This window comes from Acinetobacter sp. TAC-1 (genome assembly GCF_029025845.1).
Classification (GTDB): Bacteria; Pseudomonadota; Gammaproteobacteria; order Pseudomonadales; family Moraxellaceae; genus Acinetobacter; species Acinetobacter guillouiae.
The window spans coordinates 4351478-4374536 of sequence record NZ_CP118892.1 but is presented as its reverse complement, the minus strand read 5'-3'; the positions used below and the strand labels follow the sequence as shown (position 1 = coordinate 4374536).

At 38.9% G+C, this 23059-nt stretch carries 22 protein-coding genes and 4 tRNA genes; 18 read left to right on the top strand and 8 right to left on the bottom strand.

What is annotated here, in order from left to right; genetic code table 11:
• Positions 1-9: 9 nt before the first annotated feature.
• The 4 genes from PYV58_RS20480 to recN form a co-directional block, all read right to left on the bottom strand.
• Positions 10-723 (bottom strand): SDR family oxidoreductase, encoded by a 714-nt coding sequence (locus PYV58_RS20480; protein WP_034613597.1) that lies wholly within the window; start codon positions 721-723, stop codon positions 10-12.
• A 14-nt stretch (positions 724-737) separates the two neighbouring features.
• On the bottom strand, positions 738-1181 hold the full coding sequence (ruvX, locus tag PYV58_RS20475) for a Holliday junction resolvase RuvX (protein ID WP_004818593.1): 444 nt from the start codon (positions 1179-1181) through the stop codon (positions 738-740).
• A complete protein-coding gene (locus PYV58_RS20470) occupies positions 1174-1728 on the bottom strand; it encodes a YqgE/AlgH family protein (RefSeq protein ID WP_004718361.1) in 555 nt (184 codons plus the stop codon). Before PYV58_RS20470 ends, ruvX begins: the two co-directional genes overlap by 8 nt.
• 319 nt (positions 1729-2047) lie before the next feature.
• Entirely contained in the window at positions 2048-3709 is a 1662-nt protein-coding gene (recN, locus tag PYV58_RS20465; RefSeq protein ID WP_034613600.1) for a DNA repair protein RecN, read from the bottom strand.
• A 530-nt stretch (positions 3710-4239) separates the two neighbouring features.
• Here recN and PYV58_RS20460 point away from each other — a divergent pair.
• From PYV58_RS20460 to PYV58_RS20450, 3 genes are all read left to right on the top strand, one after another.
• Positions 4240-4563 (top strand): pyrimidine/purine nucleoside phosphorylase, encoded by a 324-nt coding sequence (locus tag PYV58_RS20460; RefSeq protein WP_004718357.1) that lies wholly within the window; start codon positions 4240-4242, stop codon positions 4561-4563.
• Between the two features lie 160 nt (positions 4564-4723).
• A complete protein-coding gene (rlmB, locus tag PYV58_RS20455) occupies positions 4724-5479 on the top strand; it encodes a 23S rRNA (guanosine(2251)-2'-O)-methyltransferase RlmB (protein ID WP_004818598.1) in 756 nt (251 codons plus the stop codon).
• 38 nt (positions 5480-5517) lie between these two features.
• On the top strand, positions 5518-6429 hold the full coding sequence (locus PYV58_RS20450) for a DMT family transporter (RefSeq protein WP_034613603.1): 912 nt from the start codon (positions 5518-5520) through the stop codon (positions 6427-6429).
• A 68-nt stretch (positions 6430-6497) separates the two neighbouring features.
• On the opposite strand, the gene coaE is transcribed toward PYV58_RS20450, so the two are convergent.
• Genes coaE through pilB form a run of 4 tightly spaced genes read right to left on the bottom strand, consistent with a single transcriptional unit; the run spans position 6498 to position 10980 of the window.
• Positions 6498-7097 (bottom strand): dephospho-CoA kinase, encoded by a 600-nt coding sequence (gene coaE, locus PYV58_RS20445; RefSeq protein ID WP_034613606.1) that lies wholly within the window; start codon positions 7095-7097, stop codon positions 6498-6500.
• 26 nt (positions 7098-7123) lie between these two features.
• On the bottom strand, positions 7124-8005 hold the full coding sequence (locus PYV58_RS20440; RefSeq protein ID WP_171077762.1) for an A24 family peptidase: 882 nt from the start codon (positions 8003-8005) through the stop codon (positions 7124-7126).
• A gap of 5 nt (positions 8006-8010) precedes the next feature.
• On the bottom strand, positions 8011-9240 hold the full coding sequence (locus PYV58_RS20435; protein WP_034613611.1) for a type II secretion system F family protein: 1230 nt from the start codon (positions 9238-9240) through the stop codon (positions 8011-8013).
• 27 nt (positions 9241-9267) lie between these two features.
• Positions 9268-10980 (bottom strand): type IV-A pilus assembly ATPase PilB, encoded by a 1713-nt coding sequence (gene pilB / locus PYV58_RS20430; protein WP_275059652.1) that lies wholly within the window; start codon positions 10978-10980, stop codon positions 9268-9270.
• A gap of 277 nt (positions 10981-11257) precedes the next feature.
• Between pilB and tpiA the strand changes: the two genes are divergently transcribed.
• The 15 genes from tpiA (at position 11258) to PYV58_RS20355 (ending at position 23016) form a co-directional block, all read left to right on the top strand.
• Positions 11258-12052, top strand: coding sequence for a triose-phosphate isomerase (tpiA, locus tag PYV58_RS20425; RefSeq protein ID WP_034613615.1), 795 nt, complete (start codon positions 11258-11260; stop codon positions 12050-12052).
• Between the two features lie 9 nt (positions 12053-12061).
• The gene (gene secG, locus PYV58_RS20420; RefSeq protein WP_034613616.1) at positions 12062-12403 is read left to right on the top strand and encodes a preprotein translocase subunit SecG; all 342 of its coding nucleotides are present in this window, start codon (positions 12062-12064) and stop codon (positions 12401-12403) included.
• 53 nt (positions 12404-12456) lie between these two features.
• Positions 12457-12541 (top strand) — tRNA-Leu (locus PYV58_RS20415).
• A 43-nt stretch (positions 12542-12584) separates the two neighbouring features.
• A tRNA-Met gene (locus PYV58_RS20410) sits at positions 12585-12661 on the top strand.
• Positions 12662-12737: 76 nt separating this feature from the next.
• Positions 12738-12814, top strand: a tRNA-Met gene (locus PYV58_RS20405).
• 100 nt (positions 12815-12914) lie between these two features.
• Positions 12915-12991, top strand: a tRNA-Met gene (locus PYV58_RS20400).
• Positions 12992-13193: 202 nt separating this feature from the next.
• A complete protein-coding gene (gene rimP / locus PYV58_RS20395) occupies positions 13194-13718 on the top strand; it encodes a ribosome maturation factor RimP (protein WP_004818614.1) in 525 nt (174 codons plus the stop codon).
• Positions 13719-13752: 34 nt separating this feature from the next.
• Positions 13753-15237 carry a transcription termination factor NusA gene (gene nusA / locus PYV58_RS20390; RefSeq protein ID WP_004718337.1) on the top strand — a complete coding sequence of 495 codons (1485 nt, stop codon included), beginning with the start codon at positions 13753-13755 and terminating at the stop codon, positions 15235-15237.
• 10 nt (positions 15238-15247) lie between these two features.
• Positions 15248-17956 (top strand): translation initiation factor IF-2, encoded by a 2709-nt coding sequence (gene infB, locus PYV58_RS20385; protein ID WP_004718332.1) that lies wholly within the window; start codon positions 15248-15250, stop codon positions 17954-17956.
• Complete coding sequence (locus PYV58_RS20380) at positions 17956-18351, top strand: ribosome-binding factor A (RefSeq protein ID WP_004718330.1); 396 nt, start codon at positions 17956-17958, stop codon at positions 18349-18351. Before infB ends, PYV58_RS20380 begins: the two co-directional genes overlap by 1 nt.
• A gap of 335 nt (positions 18352-18686) precedes the next feature.
• Entirely contained in the window at positions 18687-19277 is a 591-nt protein-coding gene (locus PYV58_RS20375; protein WP_034617704.1) for a LemA family protein, read from the top strand.
• 82 nt (positions 19278-19359) lie between these two features.
• Positions 19360-20487 (top strand): TPM domain-containing protein, encoded by a 1128-nt coding sequence (locus tag PYV58_RS20370; protein WP_034617707.1) that lies wholly within the window; start codon positions 19360-19362, stop codon positions 20485-20487.
• Entirely contained in the window at positions 20481-21047 is a 567-nt protein-coding gene (locus tag PYV58_RS20365) for a TPM domain-containing protein (RefSeq protein WP_034617710.1), read from the top strand. The genes PYV58_RS20370 and PYV58_RS20365 overlap by 7 nt, the downstream gene beginning before the upstream one ends.
• Before the next feature lie 201 nt (positions 21048-21248).
• Positions 21249-21626 carry a prepilin-type N-terminal cleavage/methylation domain-containing protein gene (locus PYV58_RS20360; protein ID WP_034617713.1) on the top strand — a complete coding sequence of 126 codons (378 nt, stop codon included), beginning with the start codon at positions 21249-21251 and terminating at the stop codon, positions 21624-21626.
• Between the two features lie 1042 nt (positions 21627-22668).
• The gene (locus tag PYV58_RS20355) at positions 22669-23016 is read left to right on the top strand and encodes a prepilin-type N-terminal cleavage/methylation domain-containing protein (RefSeq protein WP_034617716.1); all 348 of its coding nucleotides are present in this window, start codon (positions 22669-22671) and stop codon (positions 23014-23016) included.
• Positions 23017-23059: the final 43 nt, after the last annotated feature.

Genomic DNA, 23059 nt, shown 5'->3' with positions numbered 1-23059 from the left:
GGGTTTTTTTTATAGATTTAGGTCTGCCATCGCGGGCATATTAATTTCCTTAACACAGCTGGCTTGACTGGTGGATAAGATAAATTTGATGGCAAGAATAACATCCTGTAAGGGAATTAACTCATGACCACTCTGTTGTAAAACTTCATCTACAGATGTATTCAGATCAAATTCAGTCGCTAAGTAGCCTAAATTTAATATACTCACTCCAATCTGGTCTTTACGCAAGCTTTCTCGGAGAGCGTGGACAATGCCTCTGAGGGCAAATTTGCTGGCTGAAAAGACCACTTCTTTGCCGTTATGATTATCTAGTCCCCAGGTTGAACCAATCAAGATAATTTTTGCATTTGGAGACAATCTAAGATTCTCAATCAAGGATTGAATTGCCAAAATACAGGATTGAATATTGGTATGAATTAAATTTGATATTTCAATATCAGTACATTGTTCAAAGTCATAATCTGCTTGAAAGGCTTTTGTTTCCCAGATCCCGACATTGTAAATCAGATAATCTATAGGCTGATTTTGAATTTGATTTTTAACTAAATCTCGAGCGTGCTCAGGTTTTGATAAATCAGCAGAGATCCATTTGAAATGAGCAAGGTCGCACTGTGGCTGAGAACGTGAAATACCATAAACCAGATCTTGTGTTTGAGGTACTGCGTGTAAAATAGCTTGCCCCAAGCCTTTGCTTACACCATAGATAACATAGGTTTTTGACATTTTTATTGCTCAGTTTAAGGGGTAATGCCTTCTGGGTTTCGATACCAACTTTCAATAAATAAAGCCGCTGCAATACTATCCGCTGCTAATTTCTTTGCTCGCCCTTGCGCGTGGTAATGATCGAGTTCATCTCGTGCTTCACGTGTGGTTAAGCGCTCATCGACCATTAGGGTTTCAATATTGGTTTGATGACGTAAACGTCGTGCAAATTTGCGTGCGCGTGTGGATAATTCTGACTCGGAATCATCCATATTTAATGGTAAGCCGACCAGAAATAAATTCGGTTGATGCTGTTTGATGATCTTAAGCAATTCATCCCAATTGGGGATACCATCTTTCATTGGAAAAAGTGCAAGCGGTGTTGCACTTTCAATGATGGAGGAGCCTACAGCCATTCCCGTTTTTTGTGTACCAAAATCAAATGCAATAATCAGTTGTGGGGAATTTAAATCAGGCATGTCCAATCTCAGAAGATAACCAAGTACGATCAATCCCTATTTTACGATAAGCCGCATCCCAACGGTCGGTATAAGGCAAATTAAACACCAAATCCATGTCTGAATCACAAATCAACCAATCGCCACGGGTAATTTCATCTTCAAGTTGATTTTTAGTCCAGCTGGCATAGCCCAATGCAATTTGATAACGACCTACACCTTCATTGTGTGCAATCGCATCTAAAATATCTTTGCTGGTGGTAATACACAGGTTTTCACCTACGGCAATCGAAGAGTGCCAGGTTGGTTGTCCTGTATGGATCACAAAACCCGCTTCTGGGCGTAATGGACCACCTTGTAAGACTTCATGCGGATGCACATTATCTGCTTCAATTTCTAAGTCATTCAAAAGTTCTTTGACTTGAATACCTGAAGGTCGATTGATAATAATACCTTGCGCACCATCTTCATCATGACGGGCAAGATAGATTACCGTATTGGCAAAGAAATCATCAGCAAGATCAGGTGGTGCAATCAAGCAGCGATGAGAAAGATATTGTTTAGGCACCGATATGCAACTCCTTTTCAATCCGCTTAAATAATTTTAATTGTTCAAATAAAATCTATACCTATATAAATAGCACAATTAATATCAATAGGTTGTGAATATTTTAAAAGCCTGCAAAAACAGCCCAAGTTTTTCATTAATATGTTTAAAATATAAACAAAATGGTGTCCAAATAAAAATGTGCATCTTTATAAAAGCGAAGACAATAGGGCGAGTGAATATATGAAAGTGCTTCTATTCCAAAATAGGAATAAAAAACCAGTCGCGTGCTGACTGGTTTTTTATATGGGTATTCTTTTTTATACACTAGATTGAGGTATTAAGACGGCTGAAATTTCAATTGTCTTAATTGTTTTGCATGTTGCAAGGTGGTTTCACCAATTTCAATACCACCTGTCATACGAGCCAATTCTAAAATAAGTTGCTCTTCTTCTAGTGCAACGATGGTACTACTTGCAGGATCTGTTTGCAGCTTTTTCACCAATAGGTGTTGATCGGACTGGGCCGCAACCTGAGCTTGGTGAGTAATACATAAAATTTGAACGTGTTGCCCCAAGCCTGCCAATAAACGTCCGACAATTTCAGCGGTACCACCACTGATTCCGACATCAATTTCATCAAACACTAAAACTTCTGCTTCGGTTTTTTCGGCATTCATCACTTGCATGACCAATGCAATACGTGACAGTTCACCACCAGAAGCAACACGTGCCAGCGGTTGAGGTGGAATCCCTTTATTGGCAGTAAAGAGTAATTGAATAAAGCTTAAACCTTCCGCAGAAGCCTGTTCCAATGGTTCAAATTTAAATTCAAAATGCGCTTCTGGTAGCGCCAGTTGTTTGACTTGCTCAGTCAGTTGCTTGGCTAAAGGTTCAGCGGCATTACGACGAATCTGATCTAAATGTTGTGCTTTCTCAACAAACACTTGATGAGATTGTTCAACTTGCTCAGCGAGGGTTTCAGGATCTTCAAGTTGATGTAGTTGCTCTAATTCATTTTGCCATGTTTCATATTGTTGTTTGAGTTCATCGGGTTGAATACGGTATTTACGTGCCAAGCGATGAAAGACTTCGAGTTGTGTATTTAACTCATCCATACGTTCAGGATCAAAACTTTGACGGTCTATAAACTGACGTAAATTTGCCGTTGCGTCATCAATTTCACTTTGTGCGTTGATCAATGAATTGTAAATTTCAGACAGCAGTTCACTTCGTCCAGCATGCGATTCTAAACGTCGAATAATTGAAGAAATTTCTTGAGTAATATTTTGTTCAGATTCATCAAGAACATTTAAGCTATAGCCACAGTCTTGCATGATGTGTTCATGGTGACTTAAACGATCAAATTCTTGTTCGATTTCTTTATAATCAATACGAATGACATCTTCGAGTTCTTCAAGTTGTAATTTTAAAGTGTCAATACGTTGCAGGCGATTAGCTTGTGCATCAATCGCTGCTTGGTGTGTACGAATATTTTTTTGCCAAGTGCTGTACGCATCACGCACATCTTGGGCTGGCTGATAAAAATTACTATACCGATCTAACCAATGCTTCGGGTAGGGCGGTTCAAGCAGTTGTTGTTGGCTATGTTGGCTGTATAGTTGCACCAAAAGGCGGCCAAGTTCTTTTAATTCAGCGAGGCTGCTGGGACGACCATTGATCCATGCTTTGCTGCGTCCTGTTGCAAAGATCACCCGTCTTAAATGGATTTCACCAGATTCATCATCTAATTCATGAGTGTTGAGCCAATTGGCTTCCGGGCTCTGTGCTTGATAGCTAAAAACGGCGGTAATATCGGCTTTTTCAGCACCATAACGCACATAATTGGTATCGGTACGTTCACCTAAACAGGCTGACAATGCATCTAATAATAATGATTTACCCGCACCTGTTTCACCTGTAAGCACGTTGAACCCTTGCTCGATATCAATAGCAAGGTTATCAGCTAAAGCAAAATTGATCAGATTTAAGTGTGTCAGCATAAACGCATCCAAGCTGCGAACGGTGAAGTTCTAAGATAGTGAAGTTTTGGTGTGGTCACAAGTCAGAACGTATTCTAATACGAAGTAATTTTAAGCATTCTAAATAATTTTAATATGAAAATGTAATTTCCTTTGCTTAAGTTGCCAGTAAAAACATCAAAATAGATAAATCTTATTGAATTAAATAAAAAATGAAGCAGTTATCTAGATTTTTTATGACTGATTTTATGCAATAGACATTTGAATCTATTGATCCGCATCTTTTATCAGCCAATATTGAAACAAGACATTTCTTCAGTCTAAGTAGGGAATAAATTGATCATCCACAGGGTTGGTATTTTTGGTGACATGTATTGTGGTTTTGGGTCTTTATTGTTAGAGAAGCTTAAGCTTTGATCTAAGCGGATTGATAAAGCAGAGCAAAAATAGAAATAGCTTAAGCTTAAAAACATAGATTGATTAGTTTGCGGAGCAACATTAAACTACATCGAACATAATTTTTATAAATGCGCATTATCTGGAGAATACGCATGTCAGCTCAGTATGATCATGTATCAGTAGTTAAAAAATCTAATGTATATTTTGGCGGTTTATGTATTAGCCACACTGTGCAGTTTGAAGACGGAACCAAAAAGACTTTAGGGGTCATTCTTCCAACAGAAGAAGCTTTAACATTTGAAACACATGTGCCTGAACGTATGGAAATTATTTCTGGTGAATGTCGCGTTAAAATCGCAGACAGTGAAGAAAGTGAGTTGTTCCGCGCAGGTCAGTCATTCTATGTGCCTGGCAATAGTCGTTTTAAAATTGAAACGGATGACGTTTTAGACTACGTTTGCCATTTAGAAGGCTAATTAAAAAAGCTTTGCTTAAAGTAGACCTATGCTGTTGTTTTTAAATTAGGCAAAGAATTTTTAAGCGAAATCGGTTAGACTAAAGCATCAAATAGAATCCTGTAAAGTTGGCTTTGCAGGATTTTTCATTTCTATCATCATGTTGTTAATGAGGTTGTTCATGGCGAAGTCCGAATATTATTATGGCGTTCATTCAGTGGAGTCATTATTGGAGTTAGAACCTGAACGTGTTTTAACCTTATTTACCTTAAAAGGTCGTGATGATCAGCGGTTACAGCGCATTCTCCAACTTGCAGAGCCTTTTGGAATCAGTGTCCAAAAAGCAAGTCGTGACAGCTTGGAAAAGTTGGCAGGTCAACCTTTTCACCAAGGAGTGGTCGCAGCTGTTCGCCCACATCCTGTATTAAATGAAAAAGATTTAGATCAGCTTTTAGAGTCAACCCAACAACCTTTATTGTTGGCTTTAGACCATATCACGGATCCGCATAATCTAGGTGCATGTATCCGTACAGCGGCAGCTATGGGTGTGGAAGCAGTGATTGTTCCGCGTGACCGTGCAGCAACATTAACCCCGACTGCACGTAAAGTTGCAGCAGGTGGGGCTGAAAAAGTGAAGTTTATTCAAGTGACCAATTTGGCGCGTACGCTTGGACAAATCAAAGAAAATTATAATGTCCGTGTGGTTGGTACTATGCTCGATGAAAAGGCGCTGCCTATTCAGAAGTTTGATTTTACAGGAACACCAGTATGTGTGGTGATGGGCGCAGAGGATACTGGATTGCGTCCAATCACCCAATCGCAATGTGACCAAACCGTATTTATTCCAATGGCTGGAAACTTACAAAGCTTAAATGTAAGTGTGGCTACTGGTATGGCGTTGTATGAGGCATGCCGTCAACGTCAACAAAGTGAATGATTTAATTTAAGTTATATCGGTAAGATTAGAGAAGCAACATGATGACCTCCCGTACTCAAGGCTACATATATGTCGCCATTACAATGTGTATTTGGGGAGGTTTTACGATTACCTCAAGACTGAATGCAATTTGGCATATCAGTCCATGGGATATCACCGCATTACGCTTTTCTTTGGCATTTTGTATTCTGATGCCGATTTTAATCTATAAAAAAGACACGGCTTTTCTCTTTAACAAACAACCCTTTATTTTGGCGATGATTGGCGGTGTTGCCTATTGTTTGACATCATATACTGCATTTCACTTTGTCCCTGCGGCACATGCTGCCATTTTTTTAAATGGTTGTATTCCATTGTGTACAGCTTTAGCTGGTTTTTTACTGTATCGCCAACCATTTGATAAACATATATGGATCAGTTTAATCATCATGCTCTCTGCGATTTCTGTGATGAGTTTTTTGATGTATAGCGAAACAAGCGTTGCTTTTGGTATTGGTGATTTACTGTTTTTTATCAGTGCAATTTGGTGGGGGACTTTTACTGTATTACTGCGTCAATGGCAACTTTCCGCATGGCACGCCATGGCAGGTGTTGCGATTTGGTCGGCGATCGTTTATGTCCCAATTTATTTGTTGTTTTTGCCTAAACATTTAGATCAAGTGTCTACACCACATTTGGTCATGCAAACGTTGTTTCACGGTATTTTTGTGGTGATCATTGCGACTTTGGCCTATGTCGAAGCAATTAAACGATTAGGTGCTTTTAAAACAGGCAGTATCGTCACACTTGCGCCCTTTATTGCTGCAATTATCGCCGTACCCTTGTTAAATGAACCGATAAGCCTTGCAATGCTGTGTGGTTTGATTGGTATGGGCATTGGTGCTTTACAGCCTTGGCGTTGGTTTACACATAAAGACAGTTTGAAGCAGCAGTTAGATAAGAAGAAATAAATCAAACAGGTTAAATTGATACAAAATTGATTGATAAAAATCTATTTTAAAATGATGAGACACACAATTTACTGCTGTGCCTGTTTTAGATACTGTTGATGTAAAGACTCTAATCTCGCATATAGATGATCAATATGCCCATCATTGAGCACAATATCATCTGCTAATTTTTGTTTTTTGTTACGCGGCATTTGAGCTGCAATAATGTTTTGAATTTGTTCGATGGATTGGCCATCTCGTTGTGCAGCACGTAAGATTTGCATGTCCTCACTGGCATCAATCAATAGCGTGCGTTGGGTGAGTTCATGTTGATTGGTTTCAAACAGTAGCGGTGAAACCAAAATCACATAAGGACTGGTTGCTGCTTGTAATTGTTGAATAATCTCAGCGCGAATCGCAGGATGGGTAATTGATTCAAGTTGTTGTCGTGCTAATGGGTCTTTAAAAATATGTTCTCTCAATGCACGACGATCAAGCTCCCCAGTGTTTAATAATACCCAATCCCCAAAAACCTCTTTAATTTGTTGAAGTGCTGGTTGTCCTTTTTCAACAATTTCTCTTGCAACAATATCAGCATCAACAACTGTAATTCCTTGGGTTTCAAACCACTGACTTGCTGCGGATTTACCGCTACCAATTCCACCTGTTAAACCCAAGATAAACGTCATTGCTTATTCCTAATACTGTGCTGAAATTATTGACCCAAATATACTTTCATAATTTGCTCACCCCATAAAAATGCAATCCATCCTGCAATTGCAATATAAGGACCAAAGGCAAAAGGGACATTTTCTTTACGAATCTTAAGTAAAATAATACCAATGATCGCACCCACTACAGAAGACAGTAGGATAATTAACGGTAACATCAATGGCCCCATCCAAGCGCCAAGTGCAGCAAGCAGCTTAAAGTCACCATAGCCCATGCCTTCTTTGCCTGTCACTATTTTAAATAGATAGTAGACAATCCAAAGACACAGGAAACCAATAATATAACCCCAAATTGCCGCATTTGGTGTTGTATATAAATGGAATGAGTTAATGCCTAAACCCATTGCCGCCAAGGTTAAGGTAAAGCGGTCTGGAAGTAACTGAGTGTCAAAATCAATAAATGTAAGTGTGATCAGTACCCAAGTCAGTAGCACACCAAAAACCATTTCTAAAGTGGGGCCATAAACAGCAAGCACTGTTAATGAACACACTGCAGTTAAAAGCTCAACCAATGGGTAACGAATACTAATTGGGTTTTGACACGAAGCGCATTTGCCTCTTAAAACCAACCAACTGATGATGGGAATATTTTGATACCAGCGAATTGGGGTTTTACATTTGGGACAGGTAGAGGCTGGTTGACTGAGACTGAGTTTTTCTTCATCAATCACAATCTGTTGTGAGCCTGCCAGTAATTGGCATTCTGCATGCCATTCCTGTCGCCATTCTTTTTCCATCATCTTGGGAGTACGGTAAATGACTACATTTAAAAAGCTACCAACACATAACCCTAAAATACCAACAGTCAGATAGAGTGCTATTGGTGATTGAATCAGAAAATTTAATAAATCATTGAGCATGTTCATCATTATCAACTAATCACTGATCCCATTTGGAAGATTGGAAGATACATTGCAATGACTAAGCCACCCACAAGTATGCCTAAAATAGCCATAATTAACGGCTCCATCATTGAGGTTAAGCCATCCACAGCATTGTCGACTTCATTTTCAAAATGTGTTGCAACTTTATCCAACATTGCATCCAATGCACCAGATTCCTCCCCAATAGCGACCATTTGAATGGCCATAGAAGGAAATCTATTGGTGACACGCATGGCAAAATTAAGCTGTTGCCCGGTGGCTACATCTTCACGAATTTTCATTACTGCTTGTTCATAAACCACATTATTGGTTGCACCTGCTGTTGATTCTAATGCTTCGATGAGCGGTACACCAGCCGCAAATGTTGTGGCAAGGGTGCGGCTATAACGTGCAATGATGGCTTTATAGACTAGATCGCCAAAAATAGGCAGTCTCAGTGCTGTTCGGTCTAGAAAATTTTGAAACTTCTTACTGCGTTTTTTTGCTTCCAAAAAAGCAGTAATTACAACAGCTATAAATAGGATTAGAATAAACCAATATTTTTGCATCCAATTGGACATATTGACGACCAGCTGAGTAAATGCGGGTAAGTCTGCACCAAAAGAGCTAAATAAATCCTGAAATACAGGCACCACTTTCACCATTAAAATAATGGTAACAATAATCGCGACAACAATTACAGAGATTGGATATTTCATGGCTTTTTTAATTTTTTGTTTTAGTAATTCACTTTTTTCTTTGTAGATTGCTACACGATCGAGCATAGTCTCTAAGGCGCCAGATTGTTCGCCAGATTCAACCAATGAACAAAATAAGCTGTCAAAATGTCGTGGATATTTTCTTAGCGCGCCAGCAAAAGTATTGCCTCCTTCAACTTCACCTTTGATTCCCAGTACCACTTCACGCATAGAGGGGTTCTCTAAGCCTTCTGCAACGATTTCAAAACTTTGCACTAATGGCACACCTGCTTTCATCATCGTGGCGAGTTGACGAGTAAAAATGGTAATATCTAAAGTGGAAATGCCTTTTTTCATTAAACCTTCAAGAAAATTTTTCTTTTTTTCTCGAATGGTTTTAATGGTGATGCCTTGTTTACGTAAGGTAACTTTGGCTAGTGCCATATTTCGAGCAGGTAACTCCCCTTTAACTTTGATCCCTTTACGATCAACCCCGTCATAAGCAAATGTAGGCATCATTTGAGCTTTTTTAGCTGCCATCATAATTTCCTTGAATATTAATTATATTTATTCACTGGTCACACGGTTAATCTCTTGTAAAGAGGTTAAACCATTGATGACCTTAATTAAACCCGAACGTCTTAGATTATCAAACCCCAATTTCTCCGATGCAGCTGCAATTTGAAGTGCATTGCCATCTTCCATGATAATTTTTGAAATTTCAGGTGTTACTTTCATCACTTCATAGATCCCGACACGACCTTTATAGCCTTCACGACATTCACTACATCCTACGGGTCGGAAAATTTGTAAATCGGGATTGCTTAAATCTTGTTCAGTAAAACCCATTTCTAACAGACTCTGTCTAGGGATTTCAACAGGTGCTTTACAATGATTACATAAACGTCTTGCCAATCGTTGCGCAATCACAAGATTGACTGAAGTGGCAATGTTAAATGAAGGCACACCCATATTACGTAAACGGGTCAGTGTTTCAGGTGCACTGTTGGTATGTAAGGTAGACATCACCATATGACCCGTTTGAGCAGCTTTAATCGCAATTTCAGCAGTTTCAAGGTCTCGGATCTCCCCGACCATGATAATGTCTGGATCTTGACGTAGGAATGATTTCAAAGCGACCGAAAAGCTAAGTCCTGCTTTAAGATTAACGTTAACCTGATTAATCCCTTCCAAATTAATTTCAACTGGATCTTCAGCCGTGGAAATATTTGAACTTTCTGTATTGAGGATATTTAAACCTGTATAGAGGGAAACAGTTTTACCTGAACCTGTGGGTCCTGTAATCAGTAACATGCCTTGAGGTTTTTCTAAGGCCTCCATAAATAATGCTTTTTGTTTTTCTTCATAACCTAACGCATCAATACCCAACATGGCACTGGAAGGATCAAGAATACGCAGTACCAATTTTTCGCCAAATAATGTCGGCAGTGAGTTCACACGAAAATCAATAGCTTTAGTTTTTGAGAGTTTTAACTTAATGCGACCATCTTGCGGAACACGTTTTTCTGAAATGTCCATTCTGGACATCACTTTTAAGCGCGAGGCCAAACGACTTGCTAATTGTAAGGGGGGATTGGTAATGGTTCTCAGTACCCCATCTACACGATAACGAACCCGATAACTTTTTTCATAAGGTTCAAAGTGTAAATCTGATGCTCCCATACGAATCGCATCGACCAAGAGTTTATTGATATATTTTACAATAGGTGCTTCATCTTCAGCAGTATCTTCATCAATATTTGTTGGTTCGTTATCATCAGTTGCAATAATATCAACATCAAAATCTTCATCACCAAAATTAAAACTTTCTTCTACCGTAAAGTGCTTTTCTAAATATTTTTCTAATTTATGATGTTCAACAATGATTGGTTCAATATTCAAACCGCAGTTAAAACGAATGGCATCCAGCGCCTCTATATTGGTCGGATCACTGGTGGCGACATATAAAATATTGCCACGTTGCAGCAAAGGAATCACTTTATGTTTGCTAACTAAATTTGAATCAATAAGCTCCTTGGGCAGCATGTCAGGATTAAAGCTGTCCAGATCAAAAATAGGTTCTCCAAATTCTTCGGAGATCATTTCAGCAATGATCAGTGGCGATATATTTAATTTCTCACTAAGATAAGCGACAATACTCACTTTATTTTTTTGAGCATTACTCAGCGCATCTTTCATTTGCTGGGCAGATAAAAAACCTTCGTCGACTAAGCGACGGATATACCCCGAGAACTTAGGTGAACCATTTTGCATAGACATCCCCAAAACACATTAAATTTCATTTTATAATTGGAATACGAAAATTATACGATGATCCTTAGAAATATCTAGAATTAAACGTATTTTTTATAGAAACATATTTGAAAATAACTTGAGCCAATCAGGCTTTTTAGCATTATCTTTGAAATGATTTATGTTTCTTTGCTTTATATTAAAGCATGACTTTAAATGAGATGACTGAATTGATAAAGAAAAAATACTTTAAAAATATAAATTCCGTGTAGAATGTGCACATTTTCGATAAAAGGTTAGATGTATGTCGGGTTCGACTATTACTCCTTGGGTTGTCGGCAATTGGAAAATGAACCCAATGCAAGCGAATTCGCAACAGCTCATTCAAGATTTAAATCAGTATTTACAACAATCACCGATTACAGAACAACAATGTCATATTGGTGTTGCGCCTATTTCTATTACGTTAATGTCTGTACAAAAATTACTTAAAGATGCACATTCACCAGTCAAAGTTGTCGCACAAGATCTTTCTCAAATGGCAGGCACAGGTGCTTATACTGGCGAAGTCAGTGCTGAACTACTCAAAGACAGCCAAATTGATTATGTGTTGATTGGGCACTCAGAACGTCGAGAAATTTTTGGCGATGATGTTGCAAAAATTAAAGCGAAATTATCAAATGCTTTAAATGCTGGGCTTCAAGTGATTTATTGTGTAGGTGAAAGCTTAGAACAACGTGAAGCAGGGCAGGCCGAGCAGGTGGTCTTACAACAAATTTGCGATCTCGCAGCGGTTGTAAAAGTAGAACAATGGCACAATATTGTGATTGCCTATGAACCCATTTGGGCGATTGGAACAGGTAAAACAGCTTCTCCACAAGATGCTCAGGCAATGCATGCAAAAATTCGCGAAGGTTTAACTCAAATTACGGCCCAAGCTCAACATACCGCGATTTTGTATGGCGGTAGTGTCAAACCTGAAAATGCAGTAGAGTTAGCTGCTTGTCCAGATATCAACGGTGCGCTGGTTGGTGGTGCATCACTTAATGCTGAGTCATTTTATAAAATTGCTCAAGCATTTGCTAAAACAGAAGAATAGGAGTTCAGCATGCATACATTTGTGCTGGTTGTACATATCATCTTGGCCGTTTTGATGATCGGGCTTATCCTCGTTCAACATGGTAAGGGTGCAGATGCAGGTGCATCATTTGGTGGCGGTGGTGCTGCAACAGTATTTGGTGCTTCAGGTTCTGCAAGCTTTTTAACTCGTTTAACTGCGATTCTCACGGCTTTGTTTTTTATCACCAGTTTAAGTTTGGCGGTGTTTGCTAAAAAACAAACTTCGGATGCGTATGGTTTAAAATCTGTACAGACCAGTTCTCAAACGGCACCAGCTGCACCAGCCAATACGGGTGAAACTTCACCAACTGCACCAAAAACTGGCGAATAATGCCATTTAGTTCTTTCTTTTTCTGAATGATGCGACTAGAATGCGTCACAGCTGCGGTGGTGGTGGAATTGGTAGACACGCTACCTTGAGGTGGTAGTGCTTTCGGGCGTGGGGGTTCAAGTCCCCCCTTCCGCACCAACAATGAACCAGATTGTTGGTGTTAGCAGCTGAAAAACATTGATGCGGGATGGAGCAGTCTGGTAGCTCGTCGGGCTCATAACCCGAAGGTCGTTGGTTCAAATCCAGCTCCCGCTACCAATTTAATTAAGATGCAACTTAATTAAAGATCATCTAAGTTGAAAAATTGAGATGATGTGTGAATTTGCAGTGTTGTTGCGGGATGGAGCAGTCTGGTAGCTCGTCGGGCTCATAACCCGAAGGTCGTTGGTTCAAATCCAGCTCCCGCTACCATTTTGATTAAGGTGCAACTTAATCAAGCAAGAAATTCAATGTATCAGTTAATGATAGATTGAAAAAAATAAATTTCTTGTGTATAATTTTGCAACGCTGATGCGGGATGGAGCAGTCTGGTAGCTCGTCGGGCTCATAACCCGAAGGTCGTTGGTTCAAATCCAGCTCCCGCTACCAAGTTTCTAAAAGGGCTCACAGATAGGTGGGTCTTTTTTGCATAGTGAACTTCGGTTTACTGTGCGATAATAGGGGCGATTACGCCCTTTTTTATTGGCTATCGTGTAGTGTGGACATCAATTGGTCAAAAAGACATGCTTCACTATAGTAAGTTTGAATTAGTCCGATGAGCGATTGAATCGCACAAATATGACGAGAGTAAATGAAGCTATCAAATAAAACTCAAGCACTTCAAGATCTAATCACTCCTGCAGTGCAAGCTTGTGATGTAGAACTTTGGGGAATCGAATTTATTCCTCAAGGTAAGCGTTCTTTATTGCGTATTTATATCGACAAAGACGTTGTGGAAAATGCTGAACCAACAATCAATGAAGATGGTGAAGCAGAATTGGGTCGTGGTATTGGCGTACAAGATTGTGTACGTGTGACTCAGCAAGTCGGTGCAATATTAGATGTACATGATCCAATTTCAGGTGAATATGCTTTAGAAGTATCATCACCAGGTTGGGATCGACCATTCTTCCAGTTGGCACAGTTAGAAAAATACATCGGACAACAGGTTGCATTGCGTTTGATTGCTGCAGTTGAAAATCGCCGTAAATTCCAAGCAAAATTAATTGCTGTAGATTTAGAAAATGAATTCATTCAAGTCGAAGTTGAAAACCAGCAAGTACTTGAGATCGATAGCAACAATATAGACAAAGCGAATTTGATCTTTCAGGATTAATCCAGAAATAGAAATCTGAATAAATAGGTGACTTATGGCTCGTGAAATTCTCACCGTCGTTGAAACGGTTAGTAATGAGAAAGGTGTAAGTCGTGAAGCAATTTTTGAAGCGCTTGAACAGGCTTTAGTTGCAGCGACGAAAAAGAAATTCTACGAAGGAACGAATTCGGAAGAAGCTCAGTTACGTGTAGAAATTGACCGTAAAACAGGTGATTACAGCACTTTCCGTCAATGGGAAGTTGTTGCTGATGAAGATCATGAAATGCCAGCATGTCAAGATGCGATTTCTGATGTTGATCCTGCTCAATGGTCAATTGGTGATATCCGTGAGTTAGAAGTACCATCAATTGATTTTGGTCGTATTGCCGCGCAGATTGCTAAACAAGTCATTGTGCAAAAAATTCGCGAAGCTGAACGTGCTTTAGTGGCGGATGCTTATGAAGCTAAAGTCGGTGAATTGATCTATGGTGAAGTGAAAAAACAAACCAAAGATGGCTTCATCATTGACTTGGGTGATAATGCAGAAGCGTATTTAGCGCGTGAAGAAATGATTCCTAAAGAAATTCTGCGCCCTAAACAGCGTATGAATGCAATTCTTTACAATGTGAACCGTGAAGGTCGTGGTGCACAACTCTTGTTGTCACGTGCTAAACCTGAAATGCTGATTGCATTAATGAAAAAAGAAATTCCTGAAATTTCTGAAGAAATCATTGAAATTAAAGCAGCAGCGCGTCAACCAGGTGTACGTGCAAAAATTGCGGTTAAAACCAACGATCATCGTATTGATCCAGTCGGTGCATGTATTGGTATGCGTGGTACACGTATCCAAGCGGTACAATCTGAGTTAAATGGTGAACGTATTGATGTTGTGGTGTGGTCTGATGATCCTGCTCAATATATCGCCAGCGCTTTAGAGCCTGCGGATGTATCTGGGATTGTGATTGATGAAGATGCGCGTACAGCAGACATTATTTTTGCAACCAGCGATCAACTTGCGCGAGCAATTGGTTCACAAGGTCAAAACGTCCGTTTAGCATCAGAGCTTACGGGCTATAAATTAGATATGATGCTTGAAGATGAGTACCGTGCTCGTCAACAAAATGAAGCTCAACAGTATTTAGACATGTTTGTAACTCGTCTTGATATTGAAGAAGATCTTGCAATGGCTTTAGTAGAGATGGGCTTTACCTCACTTGAGGAAATCGCTTATGTACCTGCGGAAACTTTCGATGAAATCGAATTGGATGCAGATACAGTTGAATTGCTACAAAGTCGTGCAAAAGAAGCAGCTTTAGCTGATGCGTTAAAGCAACAAGAAGATATTCAGGACCCAAGTCCAGAACTTGTTGCGATGGAAGGAATGACTTCTGAAATTGCGCATGCTTTAGCAGCACGTGGTGTGGTAACAATCGATGACTTAGCTGACCAAGCAACGGATGATATCTCTGATATCGATGGTTTAGGCGCTGAGAAAGCAGGTCAATTGATTATGAAAGCACGTGAATCATGGTTTAACTAGGAGGTAATACATGACGGATAAGTCAATTCAAGAGTTAGCGGTCAGCGTAGGACTTCCTGTTGCAAAGCTCCTTGATCAGGTGCGTGAAGCTGGATTGCCACAAAAACAGGCTGAAGATAAAATTTCTACTGAACAGCAAGATGTTCTCGTGAACCATTTGAAAAAAGCGCATGGTCAAGATACGGGACAAGCAGGACAAATCACGTTGAAACGTAAAACGACAAGTACAGCTAAAGTTGCGAGTACTTCAGGTAAAGCGAAGACAATTAACGTAGAAGTTCGTAAGAAACATACGTTTACTAAGCCAGACCCTGAACAAATCAAAGCGGAAGCTTTGGCGAAAGCTCAAGCAAATGCTCAAGTCACGTCAACTCAAAAAGTACAGCAAAATACTGTAGTGAGTGGAGTTGAAAAAACTGAAAGTTCAGCGAAAGCGAATTTAGAAAAAATGCGTGCTGCTGCAAAACAGCAAACTGCTGCGAAAGAAACACCAAAAGCAGCTGTTGTTGTAAAGCGTAAATCGACCAATAAGCCGATTACCAAAGCAACCGTAAAAACCATTGAAACTCCTGAGCAGAAACGTGCTCGTGAAGCTCAAGCAGCTCAACTGAAAGCGACTGAAGAAGCAGCTCGTCGTAAGTCAGCAGAAGAAGCTCAACAACGTACCCTTGAGCAAATGCGTCAAATGGCGTCTAAGTATTCTTCTGATGAAACAACGACAACGATTCGTGTCGTTGATGATTCACCGTTGGCTGCTGGTTTGGTTGGTCAAGCATATGAAGATTCATTTGCAAAAGAAGACCGTGAAATCAAACGTGGTACCAATACTGCAAATACACGTTCTCCTAAAAAAGGCGGTCGTCGTGGTCAGGAAGAGCAATCTTTCAGCCATAATCCGCATAAACGTGGTTTAAAAACCAGTCAAGCCAATAAACATGGTTTTGAAAAACCAGTCAAAAAGCAAGTTTATGACGTTGAAATTGGTGAAACCATTGTTGTTGCAGATCTTGCAGCAAAAATGGCAGTTAAAGTTCGTGAAGTGATTAAATCACTCATGAAAATGGGTGAGCTTGTTACTCAGAACCAAGCCATTGAGCAAGAAATTGCAGCATTGATTGTTGAAGAAATGGGTCACAACCCAGTACGTGTATCTGATACACAAGCTGAGGATAACCTACTTGAAGCAGCTGAAGAAGCGCGTGGTGCACAAACAACACGTGCGCCAGTTGTGACGATCATGGGTCACGTTGACCATGGTAAGACATCGTTACTTGATCGTATTCGTCGTGCCAAAGTTGCACAAGGCGAAGCGGGCGGGATTACACAGCATATTGGTGCTTATCACGTTAAAACGGATAAAGGAATTATTACTTTCCTTGATACGCCTGGACATGCTGCATTTACTGCAATGCGTTCACGTGGTGCTAAAGCGACTGATATCGTGGTACTTGTTGTTGCAGCGGATGATGGTGTAATGCCACAAACTGCGGAAGCAATTGACCATGCGCGTGCTGCGGGTACTCCAATTATTGTTGCAATCAATAAAATGGATAAAGAATCAGCTGATCCAGATCGCGTATTGAATGAATTGACAACCAAAGAAATCGTGCCCGAACAATGGGGTGGTGATGTACCAGTTGCAATGGTTTCAGCACATTCTGGTCAAGGTATCGACGAACTTCTAGATTTGATTTCAATTCAAGCTGAAATGTTAGAATTGAAAGCGTCTGAAGAAGGTGCTGCTCAAGGTGTTGTAATTGAAGCACGTGTAGACAATAGCCGTGGTGCGGTAACGTCTATCCTTGTTCAAAACGGTACACTGAAAGTAGGTGACTTGGTTCTTGCAGGTGCATCTTACGGCCGTGTTCGTGCGATGACCGATGAGAATGGTCAACGTATTCAATCTGCAGGTCCTTCAATTCCAGTTGAAATTTTAGGTCTTCCAGAAGCGCCAATGGCGGGTGATGAAGTTCTTGTTGTTAATGACGAGAAAAAAGCACGTGAAGTTGCCGATGCGCGTATGGACCGTGAGCGTCAAAAACGTCTTGAACGTCAAAGCGCGATGCGTCTTGAGAACATCATGGCATCAATGGGCAAAAAAGATGTGCCAATTGTAAATGTTGTTCTTAAAACTGATGTACGTGGTACCTTGGAAGCGCTACATGTTGCACTTGCTGATCTTGCAACTGACGAAGTTAAAGTACGCGTCATTGGTTCAGGCGTTGGTGCAATCACTGAGTCTGATGTGACCCTTGCTGAATCTTCAGAAGCGGTACTTCTTGGCTTTAACGTACGTGCAGACAATACCGCACGTCAAAAAGCAGATGCAGATGGTATCGACATTCGTTACTACTCAATTATCTATCAACTTATTGATGATGTGAAAGCAGCAATGAGCGGAAAACTTGCTCCTGAACATCGAGAAACAATTCTGGGTGTTGCAGAAGTTCGTGAAGTATTCCATTCAAGTAAGTTTGGTGCTGCTGCGGGTTGTATGGTACTCGAAGGTGTATTACATCGTAATAAACCAATCCGTGTACTACGTGATGATGTTGTGGTATTCCAAGGTGAGCTTGAATCTCTTCGCCGCTATAAAGAAGTGGTTGAAGAAGTTCGTGCCGGTATGGAATGTGGTCTTGCAGTAAAAGGTTATAAAGACATCAAAGCACTTGATAAAATCGAAGTGTATGATGTTCAGTTGATTAAACGGAGTCTTTAATGGCGGGTAGTCAACGTCTTAAGCGTATGGCAGATACAGTACAACGTGAGTTGTCAGAACTGATCCGCCAAGAGCTGAAAGATCCACGCTTAGGTGGTCTGGTGACCATCTCTGCAGTGAAAGTCAGTCCAGATCTGGGTTATGCGGAAGTTTACGTTACTGTTATGGGGCGTGAACTTGGCGATGAGCAAAGTGAAGCGGCGAATAAAGAAACTTTAGATGTTTTAAATAAAGCATCTGGTTTTTTACGCCATGAATTAGGTCGTCGTATTAAAACGCGTGTAACTCCGCGTTTGCGCTTTCATTATGATAAAACCAATGCCTATGGTAACTATATGTTTGGTTTAATCGCAGAAGCAGTGAAAGATTTACCTGAGCAAAAAGACGAAGAATAAAAGTAATTAAAATTAAGAAGCCACCTTAGGGTGGCTTTTTTATGTCTTTTTTATGCTGAATTATAACTTGGTAGATGATACGGTAGATCTACTGTATCGGCGCGCTCAAGATATTGGCTATCACAATCCGAAATTAATTGAGACACGTTTAGATTATTTTCAACATTCAAAATGGTTTCACTTTAAGGCATTTTTTGTCAATGCCTATCAAACATTCAAAAATTTAATAGTCTGGTCTTTGGCTGGGTAGCAGAAATTAAACAAAACTTTGCCTTAAACTGTATAGAATGCAGAGATATCAACAAATACAAATAAATATCTCTGAGGAATTGGCAATGAATTCAATGAAAAAAGGTTTAGTTGCACTTACATTGGCAAGTACTTTGGCTTTTTCAGGTTGTGGCTATAACACTTTGCAAGCCAAAGATGAATCTGTGAATGCGGCATGGTCAGAAGTTGAAAATCAATATCAACGTCGAGCAGATTTAGTGCCTAACCTGGTCAATGTCGTTAAAGGTTATGCAACGCATGAAGAAAAAGTTTTAACTGAAGTGACTGAGGCACGTGCCCATGTTGCAGGTTTAAAAGTAGACAAAGAAGTATTGAATGATCCTGAACTGTTTAAAAAATACCAAGAAGCACAATCACAAATGACGGGTGCGTTATCGCGACTTTTAGCGGTGACAGAAAATTATCCAGATTTAAAAGCCAATGAACAATTCCGTGATTTACAGGTTCAATTGGAAGGTACGGAAAACCGTATCAGTACTGCGCGTACACGTTATGTAGAATCTGTCCAAGACTACAATACTTATGTGCGTCAATTCCCTCAAGCAATGACCGCTAAAGTGATTGGTATGAAAGCCAAACCAAACTTTAGTGCTGAAGCGGGTGCATCTAAAGCGCCAACAGTTAATTTTAATTAATGATGTGATTCCATTTCACTGTCTTTAAAGCATGCTGAAAAAGATAGGCTAAGAATATTCATTGTTAAATAAAAGGTGACCTATGATTGAATGGCGAGAAAAATCAGTAATAAAAAACATGAGTACAATATTACTTGTATTTCTTGGACTGATGCTTTCTGTTCAATCAAGTGTCTGGGCTGAAACTGCGACAGCCACAGATGAGCAAGAGGCACAAGATGCGATTGTTTTGGGCAAAGTGGTTCCTAATGCCAATTTACCCAATGTGATTGGTTCAAAACCACCAGATACTCAAAACCAAACGAATCAAACGCCAACTACACAGCAATTACCTCAAAGTACCTCACAAAATCTACCCCAAGTTGCCAATGATATGGCAGAGGGTGAAACTACTCGAAATATTCCCACACTGAATCAGCCTGTCGTTGATCAAGCCAAGGTTCTATCTGCAGCTGAAAAGCAAAATTTAGAACAACAAATTCGTGATATATATCGCCAAGGCAAAGCGCAAATCGGTATCATCATTGTCCCAACCACGGGGCAAGAAGGTATTTTTGATTTCGCAATGCGTGTTGCTGAGCAATGGAAGTTAGGCTCAGCAAAACAAGACAATGGTTTATTGATTGTAGTCGCAATCAATGATCAAAAAATCCATATTGCAACAGGTTATGGTTTAGAAGGTGTACTTCCTGACATTATGGTCAGTCGAATTATACGCAATCAAATTACACCCGATTTTAAACAAGGACAATATGCTCAGGGCTTACAGGCAGGTGTCAATGAGATTGAGCGTATTTTAAATCTTGACCCTGAAATTGCCAAACAAGCCGCAGATGAGCTAAAAGCGCGTCAAACTCAAGCATTGCAAGAACAAGAGGCCAAGGATCGAACTTTAACCACTGCGATGGTGATTTTGGTGATTGGTATCTTTGCATCATTTATTGTGGGTAATCGTTTAAGTGCAGCAGTTGCGGGTGTGACCGCAACCGCTGCAGGTCTTATTTATGGCTCAGGGATTGTGATGAGTCTGGTTTTGGGTTTTGGTATATTCTTCTTGTTGATTACATCACTGGCACAACTCATTTTCCAAATGTTTCTATCAGGCGGTGGGCGTGGTGGAAGTAGTGGAGGGGGCGGTTTTGGCGGTGGTGGGGGTTATAGTGGCGGCGGTGGCGGTTTTGGCGGTGGAGGAGCATCAGGCTCATGGTAACAAAAACAGATACAACAGCAATTGTAACTGAACCGAAGTTACAGGAACAGGTACAACCTAGCTTAAAACGTTGGTTAAAACACGTTTTATATATGCCTGCGTCAAAACGCTATTTTTCAAAGCAAGATCAACAAGCCATTGCACAAACTGTGACGCAAGCTGAACAAGGTCATGTTGGTGAAATACAAGTGGTAATTGAGGGACATATTCCAAGTCATCAGGCATATCATCAAAATACACGTTTAAGAGCGCAGCAATTGTTTGCTGAATTGGGCGTTTGGGATACTGAGTATAATAGTGGCGTGTTACTGTATTTAAACTTGTGTGAAAAGACAGTCGAAATTGTGATAGATCGTGGTATTTATCAAGCAACATCAGAACAAATATGGCAACAGATTTGCGATGTGATGATTTCAGAGTTAAAAAATAAAAATTATCGAACTGCAGTTACCAGTGGTGTCTTAGAAATTGGTCAAATTTTAAATTTATTTTATGGTAACCAATATGGTCAAGTTGCCAATGTTAATGAGTTAGCAAATAATCCAATCATTGTGAATTAGTCTGGTTTTTGGTGACAATAAATGTCACTTTTTTACGTATAATTACGTAAAAATATAAGCGGCAAAAAAAAACTTGTAAAGCGTTACATTCTCTCTAAAATCAAAGAGTCTCGATTGGTTGTTGATTTTTTCCACAAAAAAGAACAGCCATATAAATTGCTCTAAAAGCTATAAAAATTTTTAAAACATTGGAGAAATGTTATGAAATCAGTTCAAAAGGGTTTTACTCTTATCGAATTAATGATCGTTGTTGCGATTATTGGTATCCTTGCTGCGATTGCGATTCCTGCTTATCAAGACTATACGAAAAAATCTCGTGATGGTGCATGTATGTCAGAGGTTAAAGGTTATGCAAATATTTTATATACTTGGGCTGTAGATCCTAACCGTTCAGGCACTCAGCCAAAATTTGATGATACAAATTCTAAAAACTGTAATGCTGTAACAGGTGGTGATAGCATCACAAATGCTACAACTTTAGCTGCGATTAAAACAACTGCAAAAGAAGGTACTGGTGGTGAAATCACTTGTGATTTAACAAAAGGTGCTTCTTGTTCTATTGCTGCTGCTAAGCCATAATATTAATATTTGAAAATAAGTATTGACTTAAAGTTAGTATTTTTTTAAAGCCCGACATATTTTGTTGGGCTTTTTTATTTTTTGTTCGAAGTTATGGAAATAGATGAAAAATATTTGGTTTGAGAACTAATTTCATTATTGGAAAAGTAAATTGACTAATCAAAATATTTTGATCTTAAGTGATTTGTTCAAATGATGGTGATGAATAAACTTCACATGTTAGATTTTACTAATTGTAGTGAATATAATTAGATATGGAAAAAATAGTAGCACAATCTGATTTATGGGATATTCAACAGATTTTAATGAAAAACTGCTCAAAATTATGCTTTGAGAAAAAATATAAATCTGAATTTGAATTTTATAGGAAAGTGTGATTAAAAATTAAGTATTAAATATTGATCAACTGTTTAAAATTAACGATGATCATTAACTTGATTATTAGCAATATATATTGTTTATCTATTGCTATAAATAGCCATATTATCTGGTGTAATCCAATTTTTTTAGTAACTTGATAAGGCTTTGCACAAACCTCATAGCTCTAATTAAAATAGAATTTTTACTGTGAAGTTGTATTGAATAGTCATAGTGATACAATCGTAATCTCTAATTTACATTTAGAGATTCATTGAATGTTCTAGTCAGGTTTATCTTTATACTTTCTTGATTGAGCAAAGTTTGCTTGTAAGAATATTCGTTGGTTGTATTATAGGTGAGCTCATTTATTTTAAATAATAGTGTTGAATCTGTTTTAGCGATAGGTCTCTGAAGTAAGATGATTTTTAACTAGCAATAAAATAGTTTATCTAAGATAGATAAAATTATAATTTTGGCGGTTAAACTTAAGTTATATAGATGTTAATTATGTTTGAATTTTTGTACGTATAAGGTTGAATGTAATCAACTACAAAGAAAATAATTTATGACCAAATTTGTCATTTTATGTTCTTAATTTACTATCTTAAAATTAATTTAACGATAATTTTTTACTTAATATAAAATAATAATGATAAAAATATTTAAGTTGAAAGCGCTGACTATGAAAGGTTTTACTCTTATAGAATTAATGATAGTTATAGCAATTATTGGAGTTCTCGCTTCCATTGGTATTCCAAGTTATTTAACTTATGTTAAAAATGCTCAGATTAAAGCATGTTTAGCTGAAACCAAGTCGTATGCTAATGATACATATTATTTATTATATGACCAAACTTCAGAGACACATCCGCAAAAGCCGATTTATCATTCTTGTTCTAGTATTACAGATGCTTCATCATGGAATGAGTTAACAACAAGTCTTATAATTGAAGCAAAAAGTAAAAATTCGACAGCAGTTGATATTCGTTGCGACTTAAGCAAAGGCGCAAACTGTACAATCATTCCTTAAACAAAAAATGTTAGAAACGCTATAATAGGCTCAGTTTTTCTTT

What these genes read in the sequence shown, in the direction of transcription:
- PYV58_RS20480 (WP_034613597.1), bottom strand. Translation starts at nt 723, where the DNA reads ATGTCAAAAACCTATGTTATCTATGGTGTAAGCAAAGGCTTGGGGCAA.
- ruvX (WP_004818593.1), bottom strand. Translation starts at nt 1,181, where the DNA reads ATGCCTGATTTAAATTCCCCACAACTGATTATTGCATTTGATTTTGGT.
- recN (WP_034613600.1), bottom strand. Translation starts at nt 3,709, where the DNA reads ATGCTGACACACTTAAATCTGATCAATTTTGCTTTAGCTGATAACCTT.
- PYV58_RS20460 (WP_004718357.1), top strand. Translation starts at nt 4,240, where the DNA reads ATGTCAGCTCAGTATGATCATGTATCAGTAGTTAAAAAATCTAATGTA.
- rlmB (WP_004818598.1), top strand. Translation starts at nt 4,724, where the DNA reads ATGGCGAAGTCCGAATATTATTATGGCGTTCATTCAGTGGAGTCATTA.
- PYV58_RS20450 (WP_034613603.1), top strand. Translation starts at nt 5,518, where the DNA reads ATGATGACCTCCCGTACTCAAGGCTACATATATGTCGCCATTACAATG.
- coaE (WP_034613606.1), bottom strand. Translation starts at nt 7,097, where the DNA reads ATGACGTTTATCTTGGGTTTAACAGGTGGAATTGGTAGCGGTAAATCC.
- PYV58_RS20440 (WP_171077762.1), bottom strand. Translation starts at nt 8,005, where the DNA reads ATGAACATGCTCAATGATTTATTAAATTTTCTGATTCAATCACCAATA.
- PYV58_RS20435 (WP_034613611.1), bottom strand. Translation starts at nt 9,240, where the DNA reads ATGGCAGCTAAAAAAGCTCAAATGATGCCTACATTTGCTTATGACGGG.
- pilB (WP_275059652.1), bottom strand. Translation starts at nt 10,980, where the DNA reads ATGTCTATGCAAAATGGTTCACCTAAGTTCTCGGGGTATATCCGTCGC.
- tpiA (WP_034613615.1), top strand. Translation starts at nt 11,258, where the DNA reads ATGTCGGGTTCGACTATTACTCCTTGGGTTGTCGGCAATTGGAAAATG.
- secG (WP_034613616.1), top strand. Translation starts at nt 12,062, where the DNA reads ATGCATACATTTGTGCTGGTTGTACATATCATCTTGGCCGTTTTGATG.
- rimP (WP_004818614.1), top strand. Translation starts at nt 13,194, where the DNA reads ATGAAGCTATCAAATAAAACTCAAGCACTTCAAGATCTAATCACTCCT.
- nusA (WP_004718337.1), top strand. Translation starts at nt 13,753, where the DNA reads ATGGCTCGTGAAATTCTCACCGTCGTTGAAACGGTTAGTAATGAGAAA.
- infB (WP_004718332.1), top strand. Translation starts at nt 15,248, where the DNA reads ATGACGGATAAGTCAATTCAAGAGTTAGCGGTCAGCGTAGGACTTCCT.
- PYV58_RS20380 (WP_004718330.1), top strand. Translation starts at nt 17,956, where the DNA reads ATGGCGGGTAGTCAACGTCTTAAGCGTATGGCAGATACAGTACAACGT.
- PYV58_RS20375 (WP_034617704.1), top strand. Translation starts at nt 18,687, where the DNA reads ATGAATTCAATGAAAAAAGGTTTAGTTGCACTTACATTGGCAAGTACT.
- PYV58_RS20370 (WP_034617707.1), top strand. Translation starts at nt 19,360, where the DNA reads ATGATTGAATGGCGAGAAAAATCAGTAATAAAAAACATGAGTACAATA.
- PYV58_RS20365 (WP_034617710.1), top strand. Translation starts at nt 20,481, where the DNA reads ATGGTAACAAAAACAGATACAACAGCAATTGTAACTGAACCGAAGTTA.
- PYV58_RS20360 (WP_034617713.1), top strand. Translation starts at nt 21,249, where the DNA reads ATGAAATCAGTTCAAAAGGGTTTTACTCTTATCGAATTAATGATCGTT.
- PYV58_RS20355 (WP_034617716.1), top strand. Translation starts at nt 22,669, where the DNA reads ATGAAAGGTTTTACTCTTATAGAATTAATGATAGTTATAGCAATTATT.